This window comes from Blautia sp. AM28-27, from assembly GCF_003480905.1.
Taxonomy (GTDB): domain Bacteria; phylum Bacillota; class Clostridia; order Lachnospirales; family Lachnospiraceae; genus Fusicatenibacter; species Fusicatenibacter saccharivorans.
Genome location: NZ_QUJK01000029.1, coordinates 1 through 18935, shown reverse-complemented (window position 1 = coordinate 18935; position 18935 = coordinate 1). Strand labels below are relative to the sequence as shown.

Genomic DNA, 18935 nt, shown 5'->3' with positions numbered 1-18935 from the left:
GTAAAGTTTTTTAACTTTCTTCAATTTTAGTATTGACTTTTTATTTGCAGGCTGAAGTAACGAGAATGCGACGCGCAGTTTTCAAACTTTCAATCCTCCAACTCACAATCCTAATTTCTTTACAATTTCTCCCAGTGCACTTCTTACAGGAGAATCTTTCGGAAGCCGTATGATCGGCTTTCCATCACAGTCATACTGATATACCTGGTCATCATGTGGTACAACGCCTAACAGTTCCAATCCCTGATTTCGGATTTCTTCCAGAGTTCCGGCATCCAGTTTTCCATCCGGAACACGATTCACGATTAATCCAGTTTTCTGTGGTTTAAAGTTTAATTCATTCATCAGCTTTGCAATACGTCCGGCTGCCTGAACACCTCTTCTGGAACAGTCACTCACAAGAATCGCAACTTCCATCATTGGCAGAATTCCTCTGCTGATGTGTTCCATACCCGCTTCGTTATCAACCACAATATATGGATAATGGCTTTGCAGTTTCTGAACCTGGGTCTGTACAAGGCCATTTACAAAACAATAGCAGCCCTGTCCCTGGGTTCGTCCCATTACCATCAAATCATAATCGTCTTCTTCTGCAATCGCATCAGAAAGACGCATTTCCAGATATGCCTGTTTTGTCATACCGGAGGGAATCTGATATCGTGGGTCTATGCCTGCCCGCTCAATTTCTTCTCTCAGCTCCCCAAGTGTGACCTCCGGCTCAACACCGAGCACTTCGTTCAAATTTGCATTTGCATCTGCATCCACCGCTAGGACCGGACGTTTTCCGCTTTCACATAAATACTGGATCAACAATCCACAAAGAGTTGTTTTTCCTACGCCGCCTTTTCCTGATACTGCAATTACATGTCCCATGTTTTTCCTCCTAAAATTCTGAACAATCTGTTGACTTTTTCTTTTAATCTCATTATAGTTGTTACTATATAAATTACAATAATCAGTCTGTGAGATTTGTATGGTTACTCAACACATCAGAAAAATTGTTGAGAAATCATATGATCCCAAATAATACAGGAGTATATAATGTCAGAAAAAACGAGAAAACAAGATCGCCGTACCCGCTATACCAGACAAACCATAAAAGATACGTTCTTAGAATTGTTAAAGCAGAAAAGTTTTACGAAAATTACAGTTACAGAGATCTGCAAAAATGCTGAAATCAACCGTGGCACTTTTTATCTTCATTACTACGATATCCATGATGTATTATCAGATATTTTTAATGATATGACTCAGGATATGTTAACAACTGTAGATCATTTATTCTGTCTAAATCAAAAAAGCTGTTCCTATCCGTTCTGTCAGAAAATACAGATGGAATCACAATATAGGGCACTGTTTCTGGATGATGCAATTGCCCCCATTCTTCTGGAAAAATTAGCAGAAAATACAAAAGAAGGCTATGTGACCTGGCTTATGTCACACAGCCTCCTGACCTTTGAACAGGCAGAATCGGTTTTTTATTTTCAAATGAATGGCTGCCTTTCCATCAACAGACTGATGCTCCGCAATCATTGTAATGACTGGAAACAGATTCAGACAGTAATCGACAAATTTATCAAAGCCGGGTTGGAAAGTTTTCTGATTCATGATCAGAGAGAAGAAAAGGCTTCCGATAATTTTTGCAGCAAAATTTCTCCAACTGTTACCGCATCTTCTACACTCAGATAATGATCGGCATGATCCTGAAGAAATATTTTGCCAGATGCAGGAAATTCTTCATCTGCAAACCATATCTTTAAAGTTACCGGATATCTTGGCAGAACTGGAAAAACAGCACACAGATCCGCCTTTGTTTCTGTGAATTCTGCACCCAGGTTTTTACATGCTTTCTGAATTTTCTCAGGATCTTTATCCTGCAAAAGCTTTTCCAGTTTCTGCTCTGCAGTCCGGTCAAACTTGGTTCCCCGTATCAATCCATCTTTCAGGTTACCAAAAGTAATGAGCTTCTGTGAGCCTTCTGTGCCATCGGCCATATCCAGATAATGCAGCAATGTCAGATAATGCCATTCGTCCACGTTTGAGTTAATACGAAACTCAGGGAGTTGAATTTCAATTGTTTCATAAAAACTCAGTACTTCAAGCACATTCCGGCTGCTATGAAAAACAGCCCCGCTTTTTGCAGCAATCTCCTCTCCGGAACGATTTTGCAGCCGTTTTACTGCTGCCTGCAACATTTCCTGAAATGCACGATTTTCTGTTTGATTTTTGTATTCCATAAGTTCTCCTTTGTGAACATTTATAGTATCTGTGTTGACTTTTCCTTTAATCTCCATTATAGTTGTAATTATATTATTTACAATCATCAAAGCATTAAAAAATGTACAGTTTATCAACACATTAAAAAGAACTGTTGAGAACTTAGGATGTTTTAAACAAACCAGAAATATTTTCATCCCAAAAACGTGAAAACAAGATCATTATATCATACTACAAGGAGTTTCTTATCATGAAATATTCAACGAAATTAAGTGATACTGTTCATGTGATGGTTCTGATTGCTATCAACCAGGAAAAATCCCTCTCCAGTGCCTCAATTGCAGAAAGTGTCCATACAAATCCCGGCTTTGTACGCCAGCTTATGTTAAAACTAAAAAAAGCGGAACTTATGACAAGTGTAGCCGGACATGCCCGTCCTTCTCTTTCAAAACCAGCCGATCAGATTACATTGCTGGATATTTATAAAGCAGTTGAAGGTGATAAACCATTGCTTCATTTAGATACTCATACCAATCCAGATTGTGGCGTTGGCATTAACATTCAGTTATCTTTGCAGGGATTTTATAATGAAATTCAAAAGGCTGCCGAAGAAAAAATGAATACGATTACTTTGCAGGATATCATAGATACCTACTATCAGCGGATATCTATAGAAAATAACTTACAGAATATTATTTAACAGGAGAACACTTTCATGTACCTTCAGCAAATACGAAATGCTACCAAAACACTGTGGGAGAAGTAGACTATGAGAAAACAATCTGGTCAAGTTCATAGCAGGGAATCTTCTGCAACTCTCCAACTGACAGTAAGTTTACTCTATCCTTAATTGCTTAAGCTGGTTGTATATGAATAAAGAATGATGTATAGTATTTGCAAGAGGCACCTTCTTTCGTAAATGTTGCAAATGTTTGTTTCGTCACTTTCATTATACAACATCAAGAATCAAGGTGTCTTTCTTTTATGCAAAATCACGAACTTGCTCATTTATAGATAAAACGATTTTATTTCAAAAGCGGTTTTTACTAAAAATACGTCTGCCGTTTTTGGTCATTATTACTATGCATTGATACCTGGTCAAATTTCTTCCGAAAACAGATGATTTCAGGAATCAACTTGTCGGCACACTCCTTTGTAGTATGTTGTCTATCTTCCATTGAAATCTCTCTTCTTTGGTGATACAATGTGCTACAATGCTTATCAAAAGTTACATCATTTTGGGGGACATTTACACTACAAAGGAGAATTTTATTTATGTTTCAGGTTTTTGTTGATTCAGCGGCAAATCTGCCTGCTGTTACTGCGAAAAAATACGATATCCATGTCGTTTCTTTCGTCAATCTTGTGAATGGAAAAGAGCTGGTCTGCTTCGACCCGGATCTGTCACCGGAAGAGGAGCTTGCAAAAGGAAAAGAATATTACAATGCCATGCGCACCGGCTGTGAAATCAAGACCGGACTGATCAGCACCGCAAATTTTGCGGATGCGTTCCGCACCGCTCTTGAGGCAGATCAGGATGTCATCTATCTTTCCTTAAGCAAAAACATCAGCGGAACTTATAACTCCGCAAGACTTGCTGCCGAGGAGCTTCTTGAGGAATACGGCGGAAAACGTAAAATCCGCCTCGTCGATTCCCTGAATGCCTCTCTTGCACAGGGCATCCTCGCCATCTATGCCAGCGAAATGCGCGATCGGGGCATGAACGTAGACGAAGCGGCAGATCTTCTGGAAACCTACGTTAGCAAAATGAACGGTGTTTTCACCGTCGGCGATCTGAAATATCTTTCCCGTACCGGAAGAATCAAGGGAAGTGTCGCTGTGGTCGGAAATATGCTGAAAATCAAACCGATTCTGCGTGGAAGTGAAGATGGCTATATTGTTTCCTACAAGAATGTCCGAGGACGCAAGGCCGTTTTAAATGAACTGATTCGTCTTTTCTGTGAAACGATCGAAGACCCGGAAAACCAGATCGTCGGAATCGCACATGCAGATGCCTATGAGGAATCTCTTTATATGATGGAAGAAATCCAGAAAAGAGTGAAGGTGCGTGAGTTTATCAATACTTCTTACGATTACTGCACCGGAAGCCATGTCGGACCGGATACGATCGCTTTGTTCTATCTCGGAAAAGACCGCAGTCTTCTGTAAAAGGAGCAACCAGACTAACCACTGCTGTTTCACTGTATTTTTTCCGAAATTGCTGCAAACAGCGGAAATACTGTTTCTTTTTTCCATGCATAATTCCACCTGTTTTTCCACATACTACCCATACAGTACAAATTATGGAAAGTACATTGCGGAAACAGGAGGAATTTTTCATATGAAAGCGACGGGAATTGTTCGAAGGATTGATGATCTGGGGCGTGTGGTAGTTCCCAAGGAAATCCGGCGCACGATGCGGATCCGGGAAGGACAGGCCATGGAAATTTATACCGGACGGGAGGGTGAGATTATCCTGAAGAAATACTCACCGATCGAAGAGCTGGCGGAATGCGCAGCAGGGTTTACAAAATCAATTTCAACGGTGACCGGATGTCTCGTCTGTGTTTCGGATCAGGAACAGATTGTGGCGGCAAACGGGCCGGAACAGAAAAATTATCTTGGCAAGTCCATCAGCAGCCGGCTGGAGGAAGCGATTCTGAACCGGAAAACAGTACTTGCGCGTCCCGGTGAAAAGGCTTATTTTTCAATTTTGGAAAACACAGACAATACTACTCCTCTGCCGGAGCTCATTTTTCCGATTCTCTCCTCCGGTGATGCCATCGGTTCGGTCATTCTCTGCGGCAAAGACAGGGAGTCCCTGCCGGGCGATACGGAAAAGAAGCTCCTCCAGGTAGCGGCAACGTACCTCGGACGGGAAATGGAAAACTAAACAGGGGATTTATCGAAGGCAATTTATCAAAGGCTTTTTGCATCATCCGCACCGGTTATGCAAGAGGCCTTTTCCTGTTATTCTGTAATTCGAGATATTCCAATTTTATCTTGCTATTTACACCTGCATTGTCTACAATAAAAATGACGTGCACGAAAACCTTCAGCCGATACGCCCGAAGCTTTTCTGTGCCTGCTTTTATAAGCCGGGAAAAATTCCCGGAGTATCCTACATTACACAAGGAGGAATTTCCATTCATGAAATACATTGCAAAGAAATTCGGCTCTCTCCTTCTTACGCTGCTTCTTGTATCCTTTTTATCGTTCTTTGCCTTTTCCGTCATACCCGGAGATGCGGCAAAATCGCAGCTTGGAACGGAGGCGACGCCGGAGCGGATTGAGGCTCTGCAGAAGGAAATGGGACTGGATCGGCCGGTTCTGGAACGGTACGCTTCGTGGGTAACCGGCTTTTTTCATGGAGATCTCGGCACCTCGTATTCGTACTCGATGCCGGTCGGAGAACTGATCCGCGATAAAGTTCCGATTACCATCGCTATCACCGTTATCGCATTCCTGATGATCCTTGTTGTCTCGATTCCCCTCGGCATTTTCACAGCACAGCACGCCGGAGGCCATTTGGACCGGCTGATCATGACGATCAATCAGGTGATCATGTCTGTGCCGGGATTTTTCATCGGTATTCTGATCACGTATCTTTTCGGTCTGATTCTCAAATGGTTTCAGCCGGGCGCCTATGTGCCGATTTCTGAAAATTTTTCCGGTTTTATCGGTTATCTTGTTGCACCGTCTGCCGCCATTGCACTTCCGCGCTGTTCCATGGCTGTCAAAATGCTGCGCAGCTCTGTGCTCTCGCAGCTCGATGCCGACTATGTGCGCACCGCCTATTCCCGCGGAAACAGTACACGCCGTGTTATGTATCACCATGTGCTGAAAAACGCCCTGATTCCGGTACTGACCTTCTGGGGCATGACAATCGCAGATATTGTGGCAAACAGCATTATTCTGGAACAGGTTTTTTCGATTCCGGGCATGGGCAATCTTCTGATCACTTCGATCTCCAACCGCGATTACCCCGTGGTTCAGGGCATCCTTGTACTGATCGCCGCCCTCATTATTATCATCAATTTCGTGGTAGATCTGCTGTATGGCAGAATTGATCCGCGTATCCGCGTAAAAGACTGACGGGAGCTTTCGATCATCAGCTCCCGCGACCGAAAGGTCGCAGGGAGCCGCCCACGACAAAGGAAAGGGGTTTCATTATGAAAAAGAAACGCAATCTCACGCTGATCATCGGAGCTGTTCTCACCTCTTTTATGCTTCTGTTTCTTCTGATCGGCTTTTTCTACACACCGTACGACCCGGATGCAATGAACGGCGCAGCCAAGTTCGCTGCTCCATCTCTGTCACACCCGTTCGGCTGTGATCACTTTGGACGCGATATTTTCAGCCGCGTCTTAAAAGGAACCGGTACAACCTTCTTCGTCGCTTTCGCTACTCTGCTGCTCGGCGGAACCATTGGTGTTCTTGTCGGTGCGTTCACCGGGTATTTTGGCGGATGGATTGACGAAATCCTGATGCGCATAAACGATGTCATTGTTTCCTTTCCGGGAATCCTGCTGGCGCTGGTATTTATCGCGCTGCTGGGTCCCGGCAAATACAACGTGATCCTTGCACTCGGTATCGTATTCATTCCGAGCTTTGCACGTATCACCAGAAGCGAATTTCTCGCACGCAAAGATATGGACTATGTCAAAAGTGCCCGTCTGATGGGTGTTTCCCATCTTCGGATCATATTTGTACATATCCTGCCAAATACGGTCCCGTCCCTTCTTTCGATGGCAGCAATCGGTTTCAACAACGCCGTTCTCTCCGAGGCCGGCATGAGCTTTCTCGGCATCGGTGTCCAGCCGCCCGATGCCTCGCTTGGACGGATGCTCTCAGAATCCCAGACGTATCTGATGACTGCTCCCTGGGGCTCTGTTTTCCCCGGTCTTGCCGTCATTTTACTGGCGCTTGGCGTATCGCTCCTCGGCGACGGATTACAGAAGAAAGGCGGTAACTGATATGGCACTTCTCGATGTACGTGACTTAAAAATTGCATTTTACGATACCACGCCACCGACCGAAGTGGTAAAAGGCATCTCCTTTTCCTTAGAAGAAGGTGAGACGCTTGGCATTGTCGGGGAATCCGGTTCCGGCAAAACCCAGACGGCGCTCTCCATTCTGCACCTTTTAAAGGAAAATTCCGCCGTATCCGGCGGAGAAATTCTCTACGAAGATTCTTCCGTTGCGCACGCTTCCAACCAGGATCTGCAGCGCATCCGCGGAAAAGAAATCAGCATGATTTTTCAGGAACCGATGACCTCTTTAAATCCGGTTCTGACCATCGAAGAACAGATTGCAGAGGGACTGCTGATCCATGAGAGCTGCACACCGGCAGAACGTCATGAAAAGGTTCTTGCCATAATGCATGAGGTCGAGCTTCCCGACCCGGAAAAGCTTTGCAAAAAATACCCTCACCAGCTCTCCGGCGGTCAGCGCCAGAGGGTGATGATCGCTGCGGCGCTTATTACAGAACCGAAGCTTCTGATTGCAGACGAGCCGACAACAGCTCTTGATGTGACGATTCAGTCGCAGATCTTAAAGTTGCTGAAAAAAATCAATGAACGCCATCACACGGCGATTCTTTTTATCTCACACGACCTCGGCGTCATCCGTTCGCTCTGTGACCGGGTCATCGTCATGAATCATGGGACGATTGTGGAATCCGGCAGTGTAGACGATGTCTTTTTCCACCCGAAGGAAGACTACACCCGCCGCTTGCTCGATGCAATTCCGAACCGACGAACATCGCTGCGAAAGCGAATCAAAATCGCTCCAACAGCTCAATGGCCGACAGGCTCTGACAAAAAAGCTGCTCCGCCTGCGGAAAAGGAGGAATAACCCATGGAAGAAATCAGTCCGAACAACATTCTGAAAGTCAGCCATATTTCTGCCTCCTATCAGGAGGGAAAGCAGAGAAAAACGGTGCTTCATGATATCTCTTTCGAGCTTCATGAAAATGAAATTCTCGGTCTCGTCGGAGAGAGCGGATGCGGAAAATCGACACTCTCCAAAGTGATCTTAGGATTTATCCGCCCAGATGAGGGCGAAATAATTTCGCAGGTCGACCATCCGCAGATGATTTTCCAGGACCCGTTTTCCTCCCTGAATCCGGCGAAGAAAATCTCCTGGATTTTAGAAGAACCGCTTCGGATGCAGAAGGTTCCGAAAGAAGAACGAAAAAAACGGGTTCTTGCGATGGCCGAAAGAGTCGGTCTCTCCGCAGAGCACCTGAAACGCCGCCCGCATGAGCTCTCCGGCGGCCAGCGCCAGAGAGTCAGCATCGCGGCCGCACTGATCCAGGGCTCACGCCTGATCCTTGCCGACGAACCGGTTTCCGCTCTCGATGTGACGATTCAGAAGCAGATCATGGAGCTGATGGTTCAGCTTCAGGAGGAGCTTCAGCTCTCGATTCTCTTTATCTCGCATGACCTCAACGTGATCTATCAGATGTGCGACCGGGTTCTCGTGATGAAAGAAGGCCGGATTGTGGAGAACGCGGAGACGGAAGAACTGTTTGCGCATCCGCAGAATGATTATACAAAGGAGCTTCTGGCGGCATCACCGGAGCTGTAGTTTTATTTCCAGCATTCTCTAAACACCCGAAGTACATTCTTGGAAAAGACCTTCTCGATCTCCTCATCGGTGAAACCGTCGTGGCTCATCACATCTGCGAGATGCTGCATATGCGCGGTGTCCGGCACATCCGTTTCACCGCTGAAACCGTCAAAATCGGTTCCAAGGCCGATGATATCGATACCGCCGACGTTGCGCAGATATTTCATATGGCGTACCATATCCATCGTCGATGCCTTTTTCGTTGCCGGCTCCTCCTCGCGCAGAAACGACGGACAGAAATTGATACCGGTGACGCCGCCACGCTCTGCGAGCTGACGAATCATTTCATCTGAAAGGTTTCGCAGATGGAAGCACGCACCGCGCGCATTGGAATGGGACGCAATGACCGGACCTCTCGTATGTGCAAAAACATCGCGGATTCCGGCATCATTTAAGTGTGATAAATCGATCACTATGCCGAGCCGCTCCATCTCCTCGACAAAGGTAATACCGGTCGGTGTCAGCCCGTTTTCAAGATCCGGAAGATATGGCTTTCCCTCTTCCTGCGCCGGGTTCGGGAATCCAAGCTCATTCGGAAAGTTCCAGGTCAGCGTGGAAATCCGCACACCGAGATCGTACAGTGTGTGCAGTTTTTCGATACTGCCTTCGTAAACACCACCCTCTTCGACGGTCATCACCGCACCTATTTTTCCTTCCTTCTGTACCTGCATCAGATCCGCATACGTTTTGATCTGACAAATGCGGTCCGGATACCGTTCCACCTCTGATTTCCAGAGATCAGCCAGCTTTCTCACATGCTCAAACGGTGTTTCGTCTTTCAGTCCCTTCAGGAACGTAAACAGAGAAAAGCACTGGCAGAGGCTGCCGCCCTTTTCCAGCTTATCCAGATTGATCTGAAGATCCGCATCCGCAAGATGCTCCTGTTTTTCCTTCCACTGCAGCGCCGGGATGGTGTCGCAGTGCATATCAATTACCTGAAACATGGCAATAATCCTCTTTTCTGTTTTTTTCTATTCTATCATATTTCGCTGCATTCCTTCACAAAAACTGGAAGAAAACGTAAAAAACCGCCTGGCTCATGGTAAACCCATAAGGCTAGAGAAAATATATCTTTCCGGAATCGCAAAAAATTTGGGGGTTCGCGTTTTTTCTCGAAAAAAACTTGCAAATCTCGTCTGAGATGATATACTTTTTGCATTGTGTTACTTTATGAAAGCACTGATCTTCCAAGAAAGTGCTTCTGCTTATGAAAAAGAAAGAGGTATCTATGCTCCAACTGATTGAAACCATCAACAATGCCGTGAACAATTTTATCTGGGGTGTTCCGGCTATGATCTGTATTTTCGGTGTCGGTCTTTACCTGAGTCTTCGCACCCGTTTTCTCCAGATTCGAAAATTCCCGTATGCGATCCGCACAACGCTCGGAAGAATGTTCCGCAAACGAGATGCTTCCGATGGCGCAATTACACCGTTCCAGGCGGTCTGTACAGCACTTGCCGCCACGGTCGGTACCGGTAATATTGCCGGTGTTGCCGGCGCTATCGCTATCGGCGGACCCGGTGCCGTGTTCTGGATGTGGGTTTCCGCCCTGCTCGGCATGTGTACGAAGTTTGCCGAGGTAACACTGGCTGTTTTCTATCACGAGAAAAACGCCAACGGGGAACTCGTCGGCGGACCGATGTATTACATCAAAAATGGTCTCAGCAAAAAATGGCATTTTCTGGCCTATCTTTTCGCTGCTTTCGGTGTACTGACTGTGTTCGGAACCGGAAATGCAACGCAGGTCAACACCATCACAACCGCAGTCAACTCCGCACTAATGAATTACCATGTGATCTCAAAGGATGCAATCCCTACCTCCAACCTGATTCAGGGTATCATCATTGCGGTACTCGTAGCGCTGATCCTGCTCGGCGGTGTCAAACGGATCGCACAGGTAACAGAAAAGCTCGTTCCGTTTATGGCTCTGTTTTATATTGTCCTTGCCATCGGTGTAATTTTGCTGAATCTCAACCGGATTCCGTCTGTTTTCGTATCGATCCTTGAGGGCGCCTTCCGTCCCTCTGCTGTTACAGGCGGTATCGTCGGAAGCATGCTCATGAGTGTGAAAAAAGGTGTGTCCCGCGGTATTTTCTCAAACGAGGCAGGTCTTGGTACCGGTTCGATCGCGCACGCCTGTGCCGACACAAAAAAGCCGGTCAAACAGGGTATGTTCGGTATCTTTGAGGTATTTACTGATACGATTGTAATCTGTACCTTAACTGCACTCGTCATCCTCTGCAGCGGCACTTCCATCACCTACGGACAGGCTGCCGGCGCAGAGCTGACCATCAGCGGTTTTACCCTTACATACGGAAACTGGGTTTCGCTGCTCACCGCGTTCGCGATGTGCTGCTTCGCCTTTTCCACGATTCTCGGATGGGGACTTTACGGTGCACGCTGCATCGAGTTTTTGTTCTCCGAAAGAATCACAAAATATTTTATGGCCGCCTATGCTCTGGTTGCCATCCTTGGCGCCACCGCAAATCTTGGCCTGATGTGGAGCATTGCCGAGACCTTCAACGGCCTCATGGCAATCCCAAACCTGATTGCGCTCTTCCTGCTTTCGGGCAAGGTTGTGGAGCTTACCAAAGAATATTTTTCCGGAGAAGGCAAAACCCGGTAAAATTCCTTTTATCGCGGCGCATTCCCTTCTTCTGTAAGAAAATCATGTAAATTCGCCTTTTCCCTTGACAATCAGGTTGCTACCCCTTACACTGTTAAAAGTTTATAGCTTGGTTTCACCTTCTTCTCGGCAAGCATGTGGGTAGGCCAGCAGCTCGCTGACGGCCTCGATTTCTGGGGCTTTTTGGGATCACTGATCCTTGGTGGAATCATTCTTGGTATTTATACCGGTCTGCTCGGCTACGTCGGTGCAAAAACCGGTCTGTCACTTGATCTTTTGTCCCAGAGAGCTTTTGGCGAAAAAGGTTCCTATCTGCCGTCAGCCATGACCAGCTTTACGCAGATCGGATGGTTTAGTGTCGGCTCCTTCGTTTCCGGCGGAACCGCAACTCCGAACTTCGCACGTTTTGCAAAGAACGGAAAATCTGGTGCCATCACCACGGTTGTGGCTTTCTTTATCGGAAATTCCCTGATGTTTTTCTTCGGTGCTGTTTCTTCGATCTTTGTCGGCGGAAACGATATCTTCGAGGTTATGGTCCGCCTGAACCTGTTCTACCTGGCTGTTCTCGTTCTCGGTCTTAATATCTGGACTACAAACGACAACGCTCTGTACACCGCAGGTCTTGGTCTTGCCAACATCTTCCATCAGAGGAAAAAACCGATGGTTCTCCTTTCCGGTATCATCGGAACGGTTGCCTCCGTATGGCTGTACTACAACTTCTGCGGCTGGCTCAACATTCTGAACTGTACCCTGCCGCCGGTCGGCATGATTCTGGTGCTCGCCTACTTCATGAACAAAGAGGACTTTGAAACCGATCAGCCGAAACTTAAAACCGTAGACTGGTTTGCGGTTGCCGGTGTCATTCTCGGTGCCATTGTTGCGAACCTCTTACACTGGGGCATCGCTTCCATCAACGGCATGGTTGTTGCCGCTGTATGCTACTGTGTCGGACAGGCCGTAAACAAAAGAAAATAGGCAAAATCGTCCTGAATATGTTCCTGTATCTTATCTCCGGAACATGTTCAGGGCTTTTTATTTTTTCGGATTCGCGTTATAATATATGCATAACTCTGCATAGTTACAATTTTCGAAGCGAAAGGAAACTGCCCGGATGATCCATTCCACCGTATCTGCTCCCAAAGGAGAAAAAACAAAATACCGTCTTGCCGAATCCATGAAGGAGTGCATGAAAACAACCCCTGTCGAAGAGATCACCGTGCGCCAGATCTGTGAAATCTGTGGTGTTACCCGCCAGACCTTCTACCGCAATTTTCTCGACAAATACGATCTGATCAACTGGTATTTTGATAAATTACTGACAAAATCCTTCGAACATATGGGTCGCGGAACGACCGTTTTTGACAGTCTGGAAAAGAAATTTACCTATATTCAGAAAGAAAAAGCTTTTTTCGCCGCTGCCTTCCGCTACGACAAGCAGAATTCTCTGCGTGAGCACGATTTCGATCTGATTCTCGCGTTCTACGAAAATCTGATTCACGAAAAAAGCGGCAGTCCGGTTTCACCGGAAATGCATTTTCTTCTCGAAATGTACTGTCAGGGTTCCATCACCATGACCGTAAAATGGGTGCTTACCGGCATGGATCTGACACCTTCCGAGTTTGCCGCTCTTCTCGTCCGGGCAATGCCGGAAGACTTAAAAAAACTGTTCCGGAATCTGCAGCTGCTCTCTTAGAGCGCGTGTCAAAGTGGGGCTTGCAGATTGCGGAAATGGTTTTTCAGACACTCTCTGGTTATTTTTCACAAATTTTGTTCTGTTGTTTTTGTCACAATGGCGATTTTTTTTAAAGTGTTACACTTCGCTTCTTCTGTCACTTTCTTTTTCCCTTCCGGATTTGTTAATATAATAACAAGTTCAGTAAAACCATTTATTCATTTTAGAAGGGAGTTTTTCAATCATGGCAAATCGTATTAATTTAAATGCAACCTCTTATCACGGAGCAGGCGCTATTGCCGAGATCGCAAATGAAGCAAAGGCACACGGCTTCAAGAAAGCTTTCGTATGCTCTGACCCGGATCTGATTAAATTCAACGTTACTTCCAAAGTAACCGATATTCTGACCGCAAACGGACTCGACTATGAGCTTTACAGCGATATCAAGCCAAACCCGACCATCGAAAACGTAAAACACGGCGTAGAAGCTTTCAAGGCATCCGGCGCTGACTATCTGATCGCCATCGGCGGCGGCTCTTCTATGGATACCTCCAAAGCCATCGGTATCATCATCGCAAACCCGGAGTTTGAGGATGTCAGAAGCCTTGAGGGCACCGCACCGACCAAAAATCCGTGTGTACCGATCATCGCCGTTCCGACTACAGCCGGTACTGCTGCAGAGGTTACCATCAACTACGTTATCACCGACGTAGAAAGAAAACGTAAATTCGTATGCGTTGACCCGCATGATATGCCGATCATCGCAGTTGTTGACCCGGATATGATGTCCTCCATGCCGAAAGGCCTGACCGCTTCCACCGGTATGGACGCTCTGACTCACGCAATCGAAGGCTACACCACAAAAGCTGCATGGGAAATGACTGACATGTTCCATCTCAAAGCCATCGAACTCATCTCCAAATCTCTGCGCGGTGCTGTCGCAAACACCAAAGAGGGACGCGAAGGAATGGCTCTTGGCCAGTACATCGCAGGTATGGGCTTCTCCAACGTAGGTCTTGGAATCGCTCACTCCATGGCACACACCCTTGGTGCTGTTTATGATACCCCACACGGTGTTGCATGTGCCATGATGCTTCCGATCGTTATGGAATACAACCAGGAGTGCACCGGTGAGAAATACCGTGAAATCGCACGTGCCATGGGCGTTGCAGGTGTAGACGAAATGTCTCAGGAAGAGTACAGAAAAGCAGCGATTGATGCTGTTAAGAAGCTGTCCGCAGACGTTGGAATCCCATCTGTTCTCGAGGCAGTCAAAGAAGAAGATCTGCAGTTCCTTGCAGATTCCGCACACGCAGATGCCTGCGCACCGGGCAATCCGAAGGATGCAAGCGTAGAAGATCTGAAGGATCTGTTCCGCAAAATCATGGCGTAACGAACACAATTCGTTTCCCACATGCGAAGCGGATATTCGCAATCCGCTTCGCTACTTGCTCATAACCAAATAACTGCTCCGCAGTTTATCAGAAGGAGCTTGCACTCCTCCTGATACAAGCAAGTCCCCATCCACTGCTTATTGCTTTTCGCAATGGAAGCAGGGGACTTACTTGATTCGGTTAAATCACCCCGGAAAACAGAAATTTTTATCCTGTTTTCCGGGGTGATTTCTCTTTTTATTCTACTGTATTTCCGTCTGCATCCACAGTCACAGTATTGACCGTTGCATTATCGAGAACCATATTGATCATGCGCTCCATCATGATGTTGCGCACTACCGTATCTTCCCCGTAATAGTCATTGGCTGCCTTCAGGAAATCTTCCTGCGACATATTGGCATTGGCTGCCTCGTCGTTTAAGATCTGCTGGTAATCCTGGTCATCTGTTGTCCAGCCTTCTGCCTCTTTTACGGCATCCAGAAGGAGGGCACTTTTTGCCATCGTTCCTGCATACGTTGCTTTCTCCTGATTGTAGGTCGCTCTGTCCGCATACTGCTCCAGATAGTCGTCCAGGGAAATGCCGTAATTCTGAAGATAAGCGGTATACCGTTTATCGTAATCTTCTTCGCCAAGGGTGATATAGGATTTCGGAATTTTGTGAAACGTACAGCCGTCTGCCACCTGCTGCATCGCGTCATTCTGCAGATTATTTTCCGCTGTCGTCTCATTTGCAGCCTCCAGCTCTGCGCGTTTTCCGGCACGGTATTCCTCCACAGTACTGTAATCTGTATTCTCTGCTACCCATGCATCGTCGAGTTCCCATCCATCAATGTTTTCTGCCGGGCGGGTAAACGCATTTACCGTAACGGTAAACACAACATCTTTTCCTGCCAGATCGGTACTCTGATAGCTGTCAGGGAATTTCAGGTTCAGATCCTTTGTCTCCCCTGTTTTCATTCCAATGACACCATCCTCAAATCCATCGATGAAGGTACCGGATCCGATCACCAGATTGTAGGAATCGCTGCTTCCGCCGTCAAACTCCTTGCCATCAACTTTGCCAACATAGGCAATATCGGCGGTGTCGCCTTTTTGTACGGTGGCGTCCGGATCGTCCATGGTGACAGCTGTCTCTGCCATAATGGCCGTCTGTACGTCATCATCCGTTACCTGCTCTACTTTCTTTTCCAGTGTGAGCTTTTTGTAATCTCCAAGCGTTACACACTCTGCCGGATCCACATCCTCATCCACAACCGGAATGCCGTCCACCTCGCTCGGGGAAATGTATTCTTCGGAAGCGGTGCTGTCCGACGATGTACTGGATGCATCGGATGTCGACGAAGCGCTTGTGCTGCTTGCGCTCGATGCAGAACTGCTGCTTGTTGTATCATTTTTTCCACATCCGCTCACGCTGGCTACTCCCAGTGTCATGAGCAGAAGCATGGCTACTGCTTTTCTCTTCATTTTATTCCTCCATACTGCGCCGTTTTCCGGCGCATCGCGAATTTTCTCGATTACCGTTCGCTTATCCCTGAAACATCTGCTGTTTCGCTGCGAATTACAAATCCCATTCTACCATATCTGACGTGTAAAAAAAAGGCTGGGACTCCGATTTTAGAAATTCTTATGATTTTCAGCCTCAAAATCGTTACAGCTCACAGGCAATGTCATTTACTTAGGGAATTTTCTTACTAAAAAAGGAAGTTCCCTTTTTCTTACCAGTAACTCAAAAATTTCTTGACATTACGTCAATTTTGTGCGGCTTTTTTCTGATTGGCATCAGAAAAAAGCCAATTATAGCTATCCTCTTAATTAACGCAAATTCCAGATGCGTGGAACCACCCTTTGCAATCATTCGTGCTTATTGTTTCTAAGGCCGCTTTTACAGCCTCAGGTAGTTCAGCAGCAACACGGACTTTCCTCTTTCGGAGAAAGGATTTCATTTTTGACCACATTTTTTCAATAGGGTTCAAATCTGGACTGTATGGTGACAAATATAGATAGGAGATCCCCGCCTTGTCTAAAAGTTCCGTCACTATTTGGGCATGACGAGAACGCATGTTATCCATGATTACAACATCGTCTTTCTCAAGGCTCGGTATCAATTGTTTTCCAATATATTCACGAAATCGCTGTGCGGTTGCTCCACCTTGGTACGTAGTATATACCAGACTGCCGTTAAGCCGGATGGATGACAAAACAGTTGTTCCGGCAGGCGTGTTGATCGGGGTAGCATCCATGGCACGTTTCCCATGTACTGCATGTGCATAGTGTCTTGTGAGGTTTGTATTAATACCGCTTTCATCGAGATATATTTAATGTTCTGCATTTGCACCAGATATAGTTTCTATCCATTGACTGCGTTTTCTCTGCACATCGGGGACGATCCTGTTCTTTTGCGTGCAAAGATTTTTTCTTATAAGTATAACCTTGCTTTATCAGAAAACGCCTGACGGCTTCATCGCCTACAGGTAAATGAAGCGTTTCGACAATCTCCTTCATTGTGATATCTGGTTGTTCTTGTACAAGTTCCAGAATATCGTGGTGCTGTTTTTCTGTAAGAATTGTTTTCCGGTCTCTCAGCTGCGTTCTGGTCTCATAACTGCCAGTGCGTGCACGCTCTTCTATAAGGCGGTATACGGTGCTTTCATTTACTGAAAAATATTTTGCAATTTCCCTGGCATTATGAGTTTTATCCCAGGCCTCCAATACCAGTTTTCTAGCTTCATTGTGTAGCATACTATCATCTCCTACACTATATTTTATCACCGCTGTAAAGGGACTGCATTATTTAAGAGGTTTGCTATAGTTAGAAACGCATTTACGATTTATCATCTAACTAAGGAGGCAAAAATGACTTATTCAAATTTAATGAAACAGATGCTTATGGCATCCATTGACCCATAGTCCTGTTTCCCCTTTAAATGGGGCTGGTGAAAATACGCATCTTCAATCGGATGCAGAGCCCGTGACGAAGGCTTTGTCTTTGAAGCTATCGTATCATCTACAATACAGAAAACAGGCTTTCCGGTGCGTGCTGCTTCAGAATAAATAATCTCAATAACAGAACGTTTTAACGTATCTGAAATCAAGGAATCATCCCATTTCCCTGAATTGAGGAAATGGGCAATCGTAGTTCTGTGACAGATGATCACCTGCGGAACCATGCTTTTATTCTTGCCGAAAACGGTTGGATTCTCTCTCCGCTTTACGATGTAAATCCTGTTCCTTATGGCGATGAACTTTCTTTGAACGTGGATGAAGAGGACAACAGCATCGATATTGACCTTGCTGTACAAACGGCTTTTCGGTTTGGAATTCCAAAAAGCGAAGCAGAATCATACGCAGAAGAAATCCTGACAACGGTAAAGCAAAACTGGGAGCGGATTGCTGCAGATTATGGACTGACACGCAGACAAATAGAAGAAATGAGACCTGCATTCAGTGCCTGCTATGAATAATATAATGTGATATATAATTGTGAACTTCCTATAAAATTAACTCTCGATATGCAGAAATATCATATTCCCCACATTTTCAATAAAAAACGATAGAAAATTCGAGAATTAATTAACTCTCATAAAATTCCTTTTAAAGTATGCTACAACTGGTTTAAAGCAAGAGCATGTCGAAACGAAAGTTAATATTTCAGGAAGTTCACAATAATTACCGGTCAACACACAGATTTTTCCGTGCATTGGCCGGTAATTTTTTCATTTAAAAATCAGTTTCCTGTCTTCCCTTTTCTCATATAAGGATTTCGATACAATGAAATCACAAGCTCCGCAGCCATGAAGCACCAGATGATCGGTTCGCACCAGATTACGGCGCTGTAGTGGTAGCGTGGAATGAATACCATGGCAAAGATAATCTTTCCAAACAGCTCAATAAAGCTCGACAGCAACGGCAGAATTTTCTCTCCGAGTGCCTGCAGTGCCAGACGGCTGCAGTTGACAAGACCAAGGGCGAAGAAAAACGGGATGGCTACGCGGAGGTAGCGGGCTCCGTTTCCGAGGACGGTCGGGTCGGATGAACCAGAGATCAGGTGTACCATGGTTGGTGCAAGCGGGGTGACGATTACAATCAGGCACGCGGTTACGCTGAAGCAGAAAATGTAAGCGTAACGGATGCCTTTCCGCACGCGCTCCCAGTTGTCTGCGCCGCGGTTCTGTGCAACGTAGATGTTGACGGCCTGCGCCATGGAGGAAAGCGGCATCATGGAGAACGAAAACAGCTTTCTCGCAGCGGTATGTCCGGCGATAGTTTCATATCCGAGGCTGTTGATGCCCGGCTGCAGAACGATCGAACCAACATAAATGATGCTGCTCATAAATCCCATCGAAAATCCCTGCGCCAGCAGATCTGCGTACAGTCCGCGGTCCAGCGCGAAGTG

At 46.1% G+C, this 18935-nt stretch carries 20 protein-coding genes; 13 read left to right on the top strand and 7 right to left on the bottom strand.

Annotated features, from left to right (window positions below; genetic code table 11):
• Positions 1-102: 102 nt before the first annotated feature.
• Positions 103-873, bottom strand: coding sequence for an ATP-binding protein (locus DW743_RS17530; protein ID WP_117762263.1), 771 nt, complete (start codon positions 871-873; stop codon positions 103-105).
• Positions 874-1041: 168 nt separating this feature from the next.
• Between DW743_RS17530 and DW743_RS17525 the strand changes: the two genes are divergently transcribed.
• Positions 1042-1689: a TetR/AcrR family transcriptional regulator gene (locus DW743_RS17525; RefSeq protein ID WP_117762262.1), complete on the top strand. Its 648-nt coding sequence runs from the start codon at positions 1042-1044 to the stop codon at positions 1687-1689.
• On the opposite strand, the gene DW743_RS17520 is transcribed toward DW743_RS17525, so the two are convergent.
• The gene (locus DW743_RS17520) at positions 1611-2237 is read right to left on the bottom strand and encodes a DUF3786 domain-containing protein (RefSeq protein WP_055226247.1); all 627 of its coding nucleotides are present in this window, start codon (positions 2235-2237) and stop codon (positions 1611-1613) included. The two genes, DW743_RS17525 and DW743_RS17520, sit on opposite strands and share 79 nt — an antisense overlap.
• Before the next feature lie 230 nt (positions 2238-2467).
• On the opposite strand from DW743_RS17520, the gene DW743_RS17515 reads away from it, so the two are divergent.
• The 7 genes from DW743_RS17515 (at position 2468) to DW743_RS17480 (ending at position 8808) form a co-directional block, all read left to right on the top strand.
• Positions 2468-2917: an Rrf2 family transcriptional regulator gene (locus tag DW743_RS17515; protein WP_055221751.1), complete on the top strand. Its 450-nt coding sequence runs from the start codon at positions 2468-2470 to the stop codon at positions 2915-2917.
• A 575-nt stretch (positions 2918-3492) separates the two neighbouring features.
• A complete protein-coding gene (locus DW743_RS17510) occupies positions 3493-4386 on the top strand; it encodes a DegV family protein (RefSeq protein WP_117762261.1) in 894 nt (297 codons plus the stop codon).
• A 172-nt stretch (positions 4387-4558) separates the two neighbouring features.
• Positions 4559-5110 carry a stage V sporulation T C-terminal domain-containing protein gene (locus DW743_RS17505; RefSeq protein WP_055221761.1) on the top strand — a complete coding sequence of 184 codons (552 nt, stop codon included), beginning with the start codon at positions 4559-4561 and terminating at the stop codon, positions 5108-5110.
• 257 nt (positions 5111-5367) lie between these two features.
• The gene (locus DW743_RS17495; protein ID WP_117762259.1) at positions 5368-6312 is read left to right on the top strand and encodes an ABC transporter permease; all 945 of its coding nucleotides are present in this window, start codon (positions 5368-5370) and stop codon (positions 6310-6312) included.
• A gap of 77 nt (positions 6313-6389) precedes the next feature.
• Positions 6390-7193 (top strand): ABC transporter permease, encoded by an 804-nt coding sequence (locus DW743_RS17490; RefSeq protein WP_117762258.1) that lies wholly within the window; start codon positions 6390-6392, stop codon positions 7191-7193.
• Position 7194: 1 nt separating this feature from the next.
• Complete coding sequence (locus tag DW743_RS17485) at positions 7195-8073, top strand: ATP-binding cassette domain-containing protein (RefSeq protein WP_117762257.1); 879 nt, start codon at positions 7195-7197, stop codon at positions 8071-8073.
• Between the two features lie 3 nt (positions 8074-8076).
• Complete coding sequence (locus tag DW743_RS17480) at positions 8077-8808, top strand: ABC transporter ATP-binding protein (RefSeq protein WP_117510043.1); 732 nt, start codon at positions 8077-8079, stop codon at positions 8806-8808.
• Positions 8809-8810: 2 nt separating this feature from the next.
• On the opposite strand, the gene DW743_RS17475 is transcribed toward DW743_RS17480, so the two are convergent.
• On the bottom strand, positions 8811-9794 hold the full coding sequence (locus tag DW743_RS17475) for a dipeptidase (RefSeq protein ID WP_117762256.1): 984 nt from the start codon (positions 9792-9794) through the stop codon (positions 8811-8813).
• 284 nt (positions 9795-10078) lie between these two features.
• Between DW743_RS17475 and DW743_RS17470 the strand changes: the two genes are divergently transcribed.
• The 4 genes from DW743_RS17470 (at position 10079) to fucO (ending at position 14541) form a co-directional block, all read left to right on the top strand.
• Positions 10079-11476, top strand: coding sequence for an alanine/glycine:cation symporter family protein (locus DW743_RS17470; protein WP_117762264.1), 1398 nt, complete (start codon positions 10079-10081; stop codon positions 11474-11476).
• A gap of 135 nt (positions 11477-11611) precedes the next feature.
• Positions 11612-12451, top strand: a complete 840-nt coding sequence (locus tag DW743_RS17465; RefSeq protein ID WP_117762255.1) for a cytosine permease — start codon at positions 11612-11614, stop codon at positions 12449-12451.
• A 136-nt stretch (positions 12452-12587) separates the two neighbouring features.
• Entirely contained in the window at positions 12588-13169 is a 582-nt protein-coding gene (locus DW743_RS17460) for a TetR/AcrR family transcriptional regulator C-terminal domain-containing protein (RefSeq protein WP_022462686.1), read from the top strand.
• 223 nt (positions 13170-13392) lie between these two features.
• The gene (gene fucO, locus DW743_RS17455; protein ID WP_022462806.1) at positions 13393-14541 is read left to right on the top strand and encodes a lactaldehyde reductase; all 1149 of its coding nucleotides are present in this window, start codon (positions 13393-13395) and stop codon (positions 14539-14541) included.
• Positions 14542-14779: 238 nt separating this feature from the next.
• On the opposite strand, the gene tig is transcribed toward fucO, so the two are convergent.
• The 3 genes from tig to DW743_RS17440 all read right to left on the bottom strand — a co-directional run bounded on the left by tig (position 14780) and on the right by DW743_RS17440 (position 17281).
• Positions 14780-16006: a trigger factor gene (gene tig / locus DW743_RS17450; protein ID WP_117762254.1), complete on the bottom strand. Its 1227-nt coding sequence runs from the start codon at positions 16004-16006 to the stop codon at positions 14780-14782.
• 344 nt (positions 16007-16350) lie between these two features.
• Complete coding sequence (locus DW743_RS17445) at positions 16351-16836, bottom strand: transposase (protein ID WP_243004605.1); 486 nt, start codon at positions 16834-16836, stop codon at positions 16351-16353.
• A 7-nt stretch (positions 16837-16843) separates the two neighbouring features.
• Entirely contained in the window at positions 16844-17281 is a 438-nt protein-coding gene (locus DW743_RS17440) for an IS630 transposase-related protein (protein ID WP_117762252.1), read from the bottom strand.
• Between the two features lie 401 nt (positions 17282-17682).
• Here DW743_RS17440 and DW743_RS17430 point away from each other — a divergent pair, with 401 nt between their 5' ends.
• Positions 17683-18003 carry a HipA domain-containing protein gene (locus DW743_RS17430; protein ID WP_243004604.1) on the top strand — a complete coding sequence of 107 codons (321 nt, stop codon included), beginning with the start codon at positions 17683-17685 and terminating at the stop codon, positions 18001-18003.
• Positions 18004-18266: 263 nt separating this feature from the next.
• Here the strand turns inward: DW743_RS17430 and DW743_RS17425 are convergent.
• The coding region (locus DW743_RS17425; RefSeq protein WP_243106637.1) for an MATE family efflux transporter at positions 18267-18935 on the bottom strand (669 nt) is incomplete at its 5' end.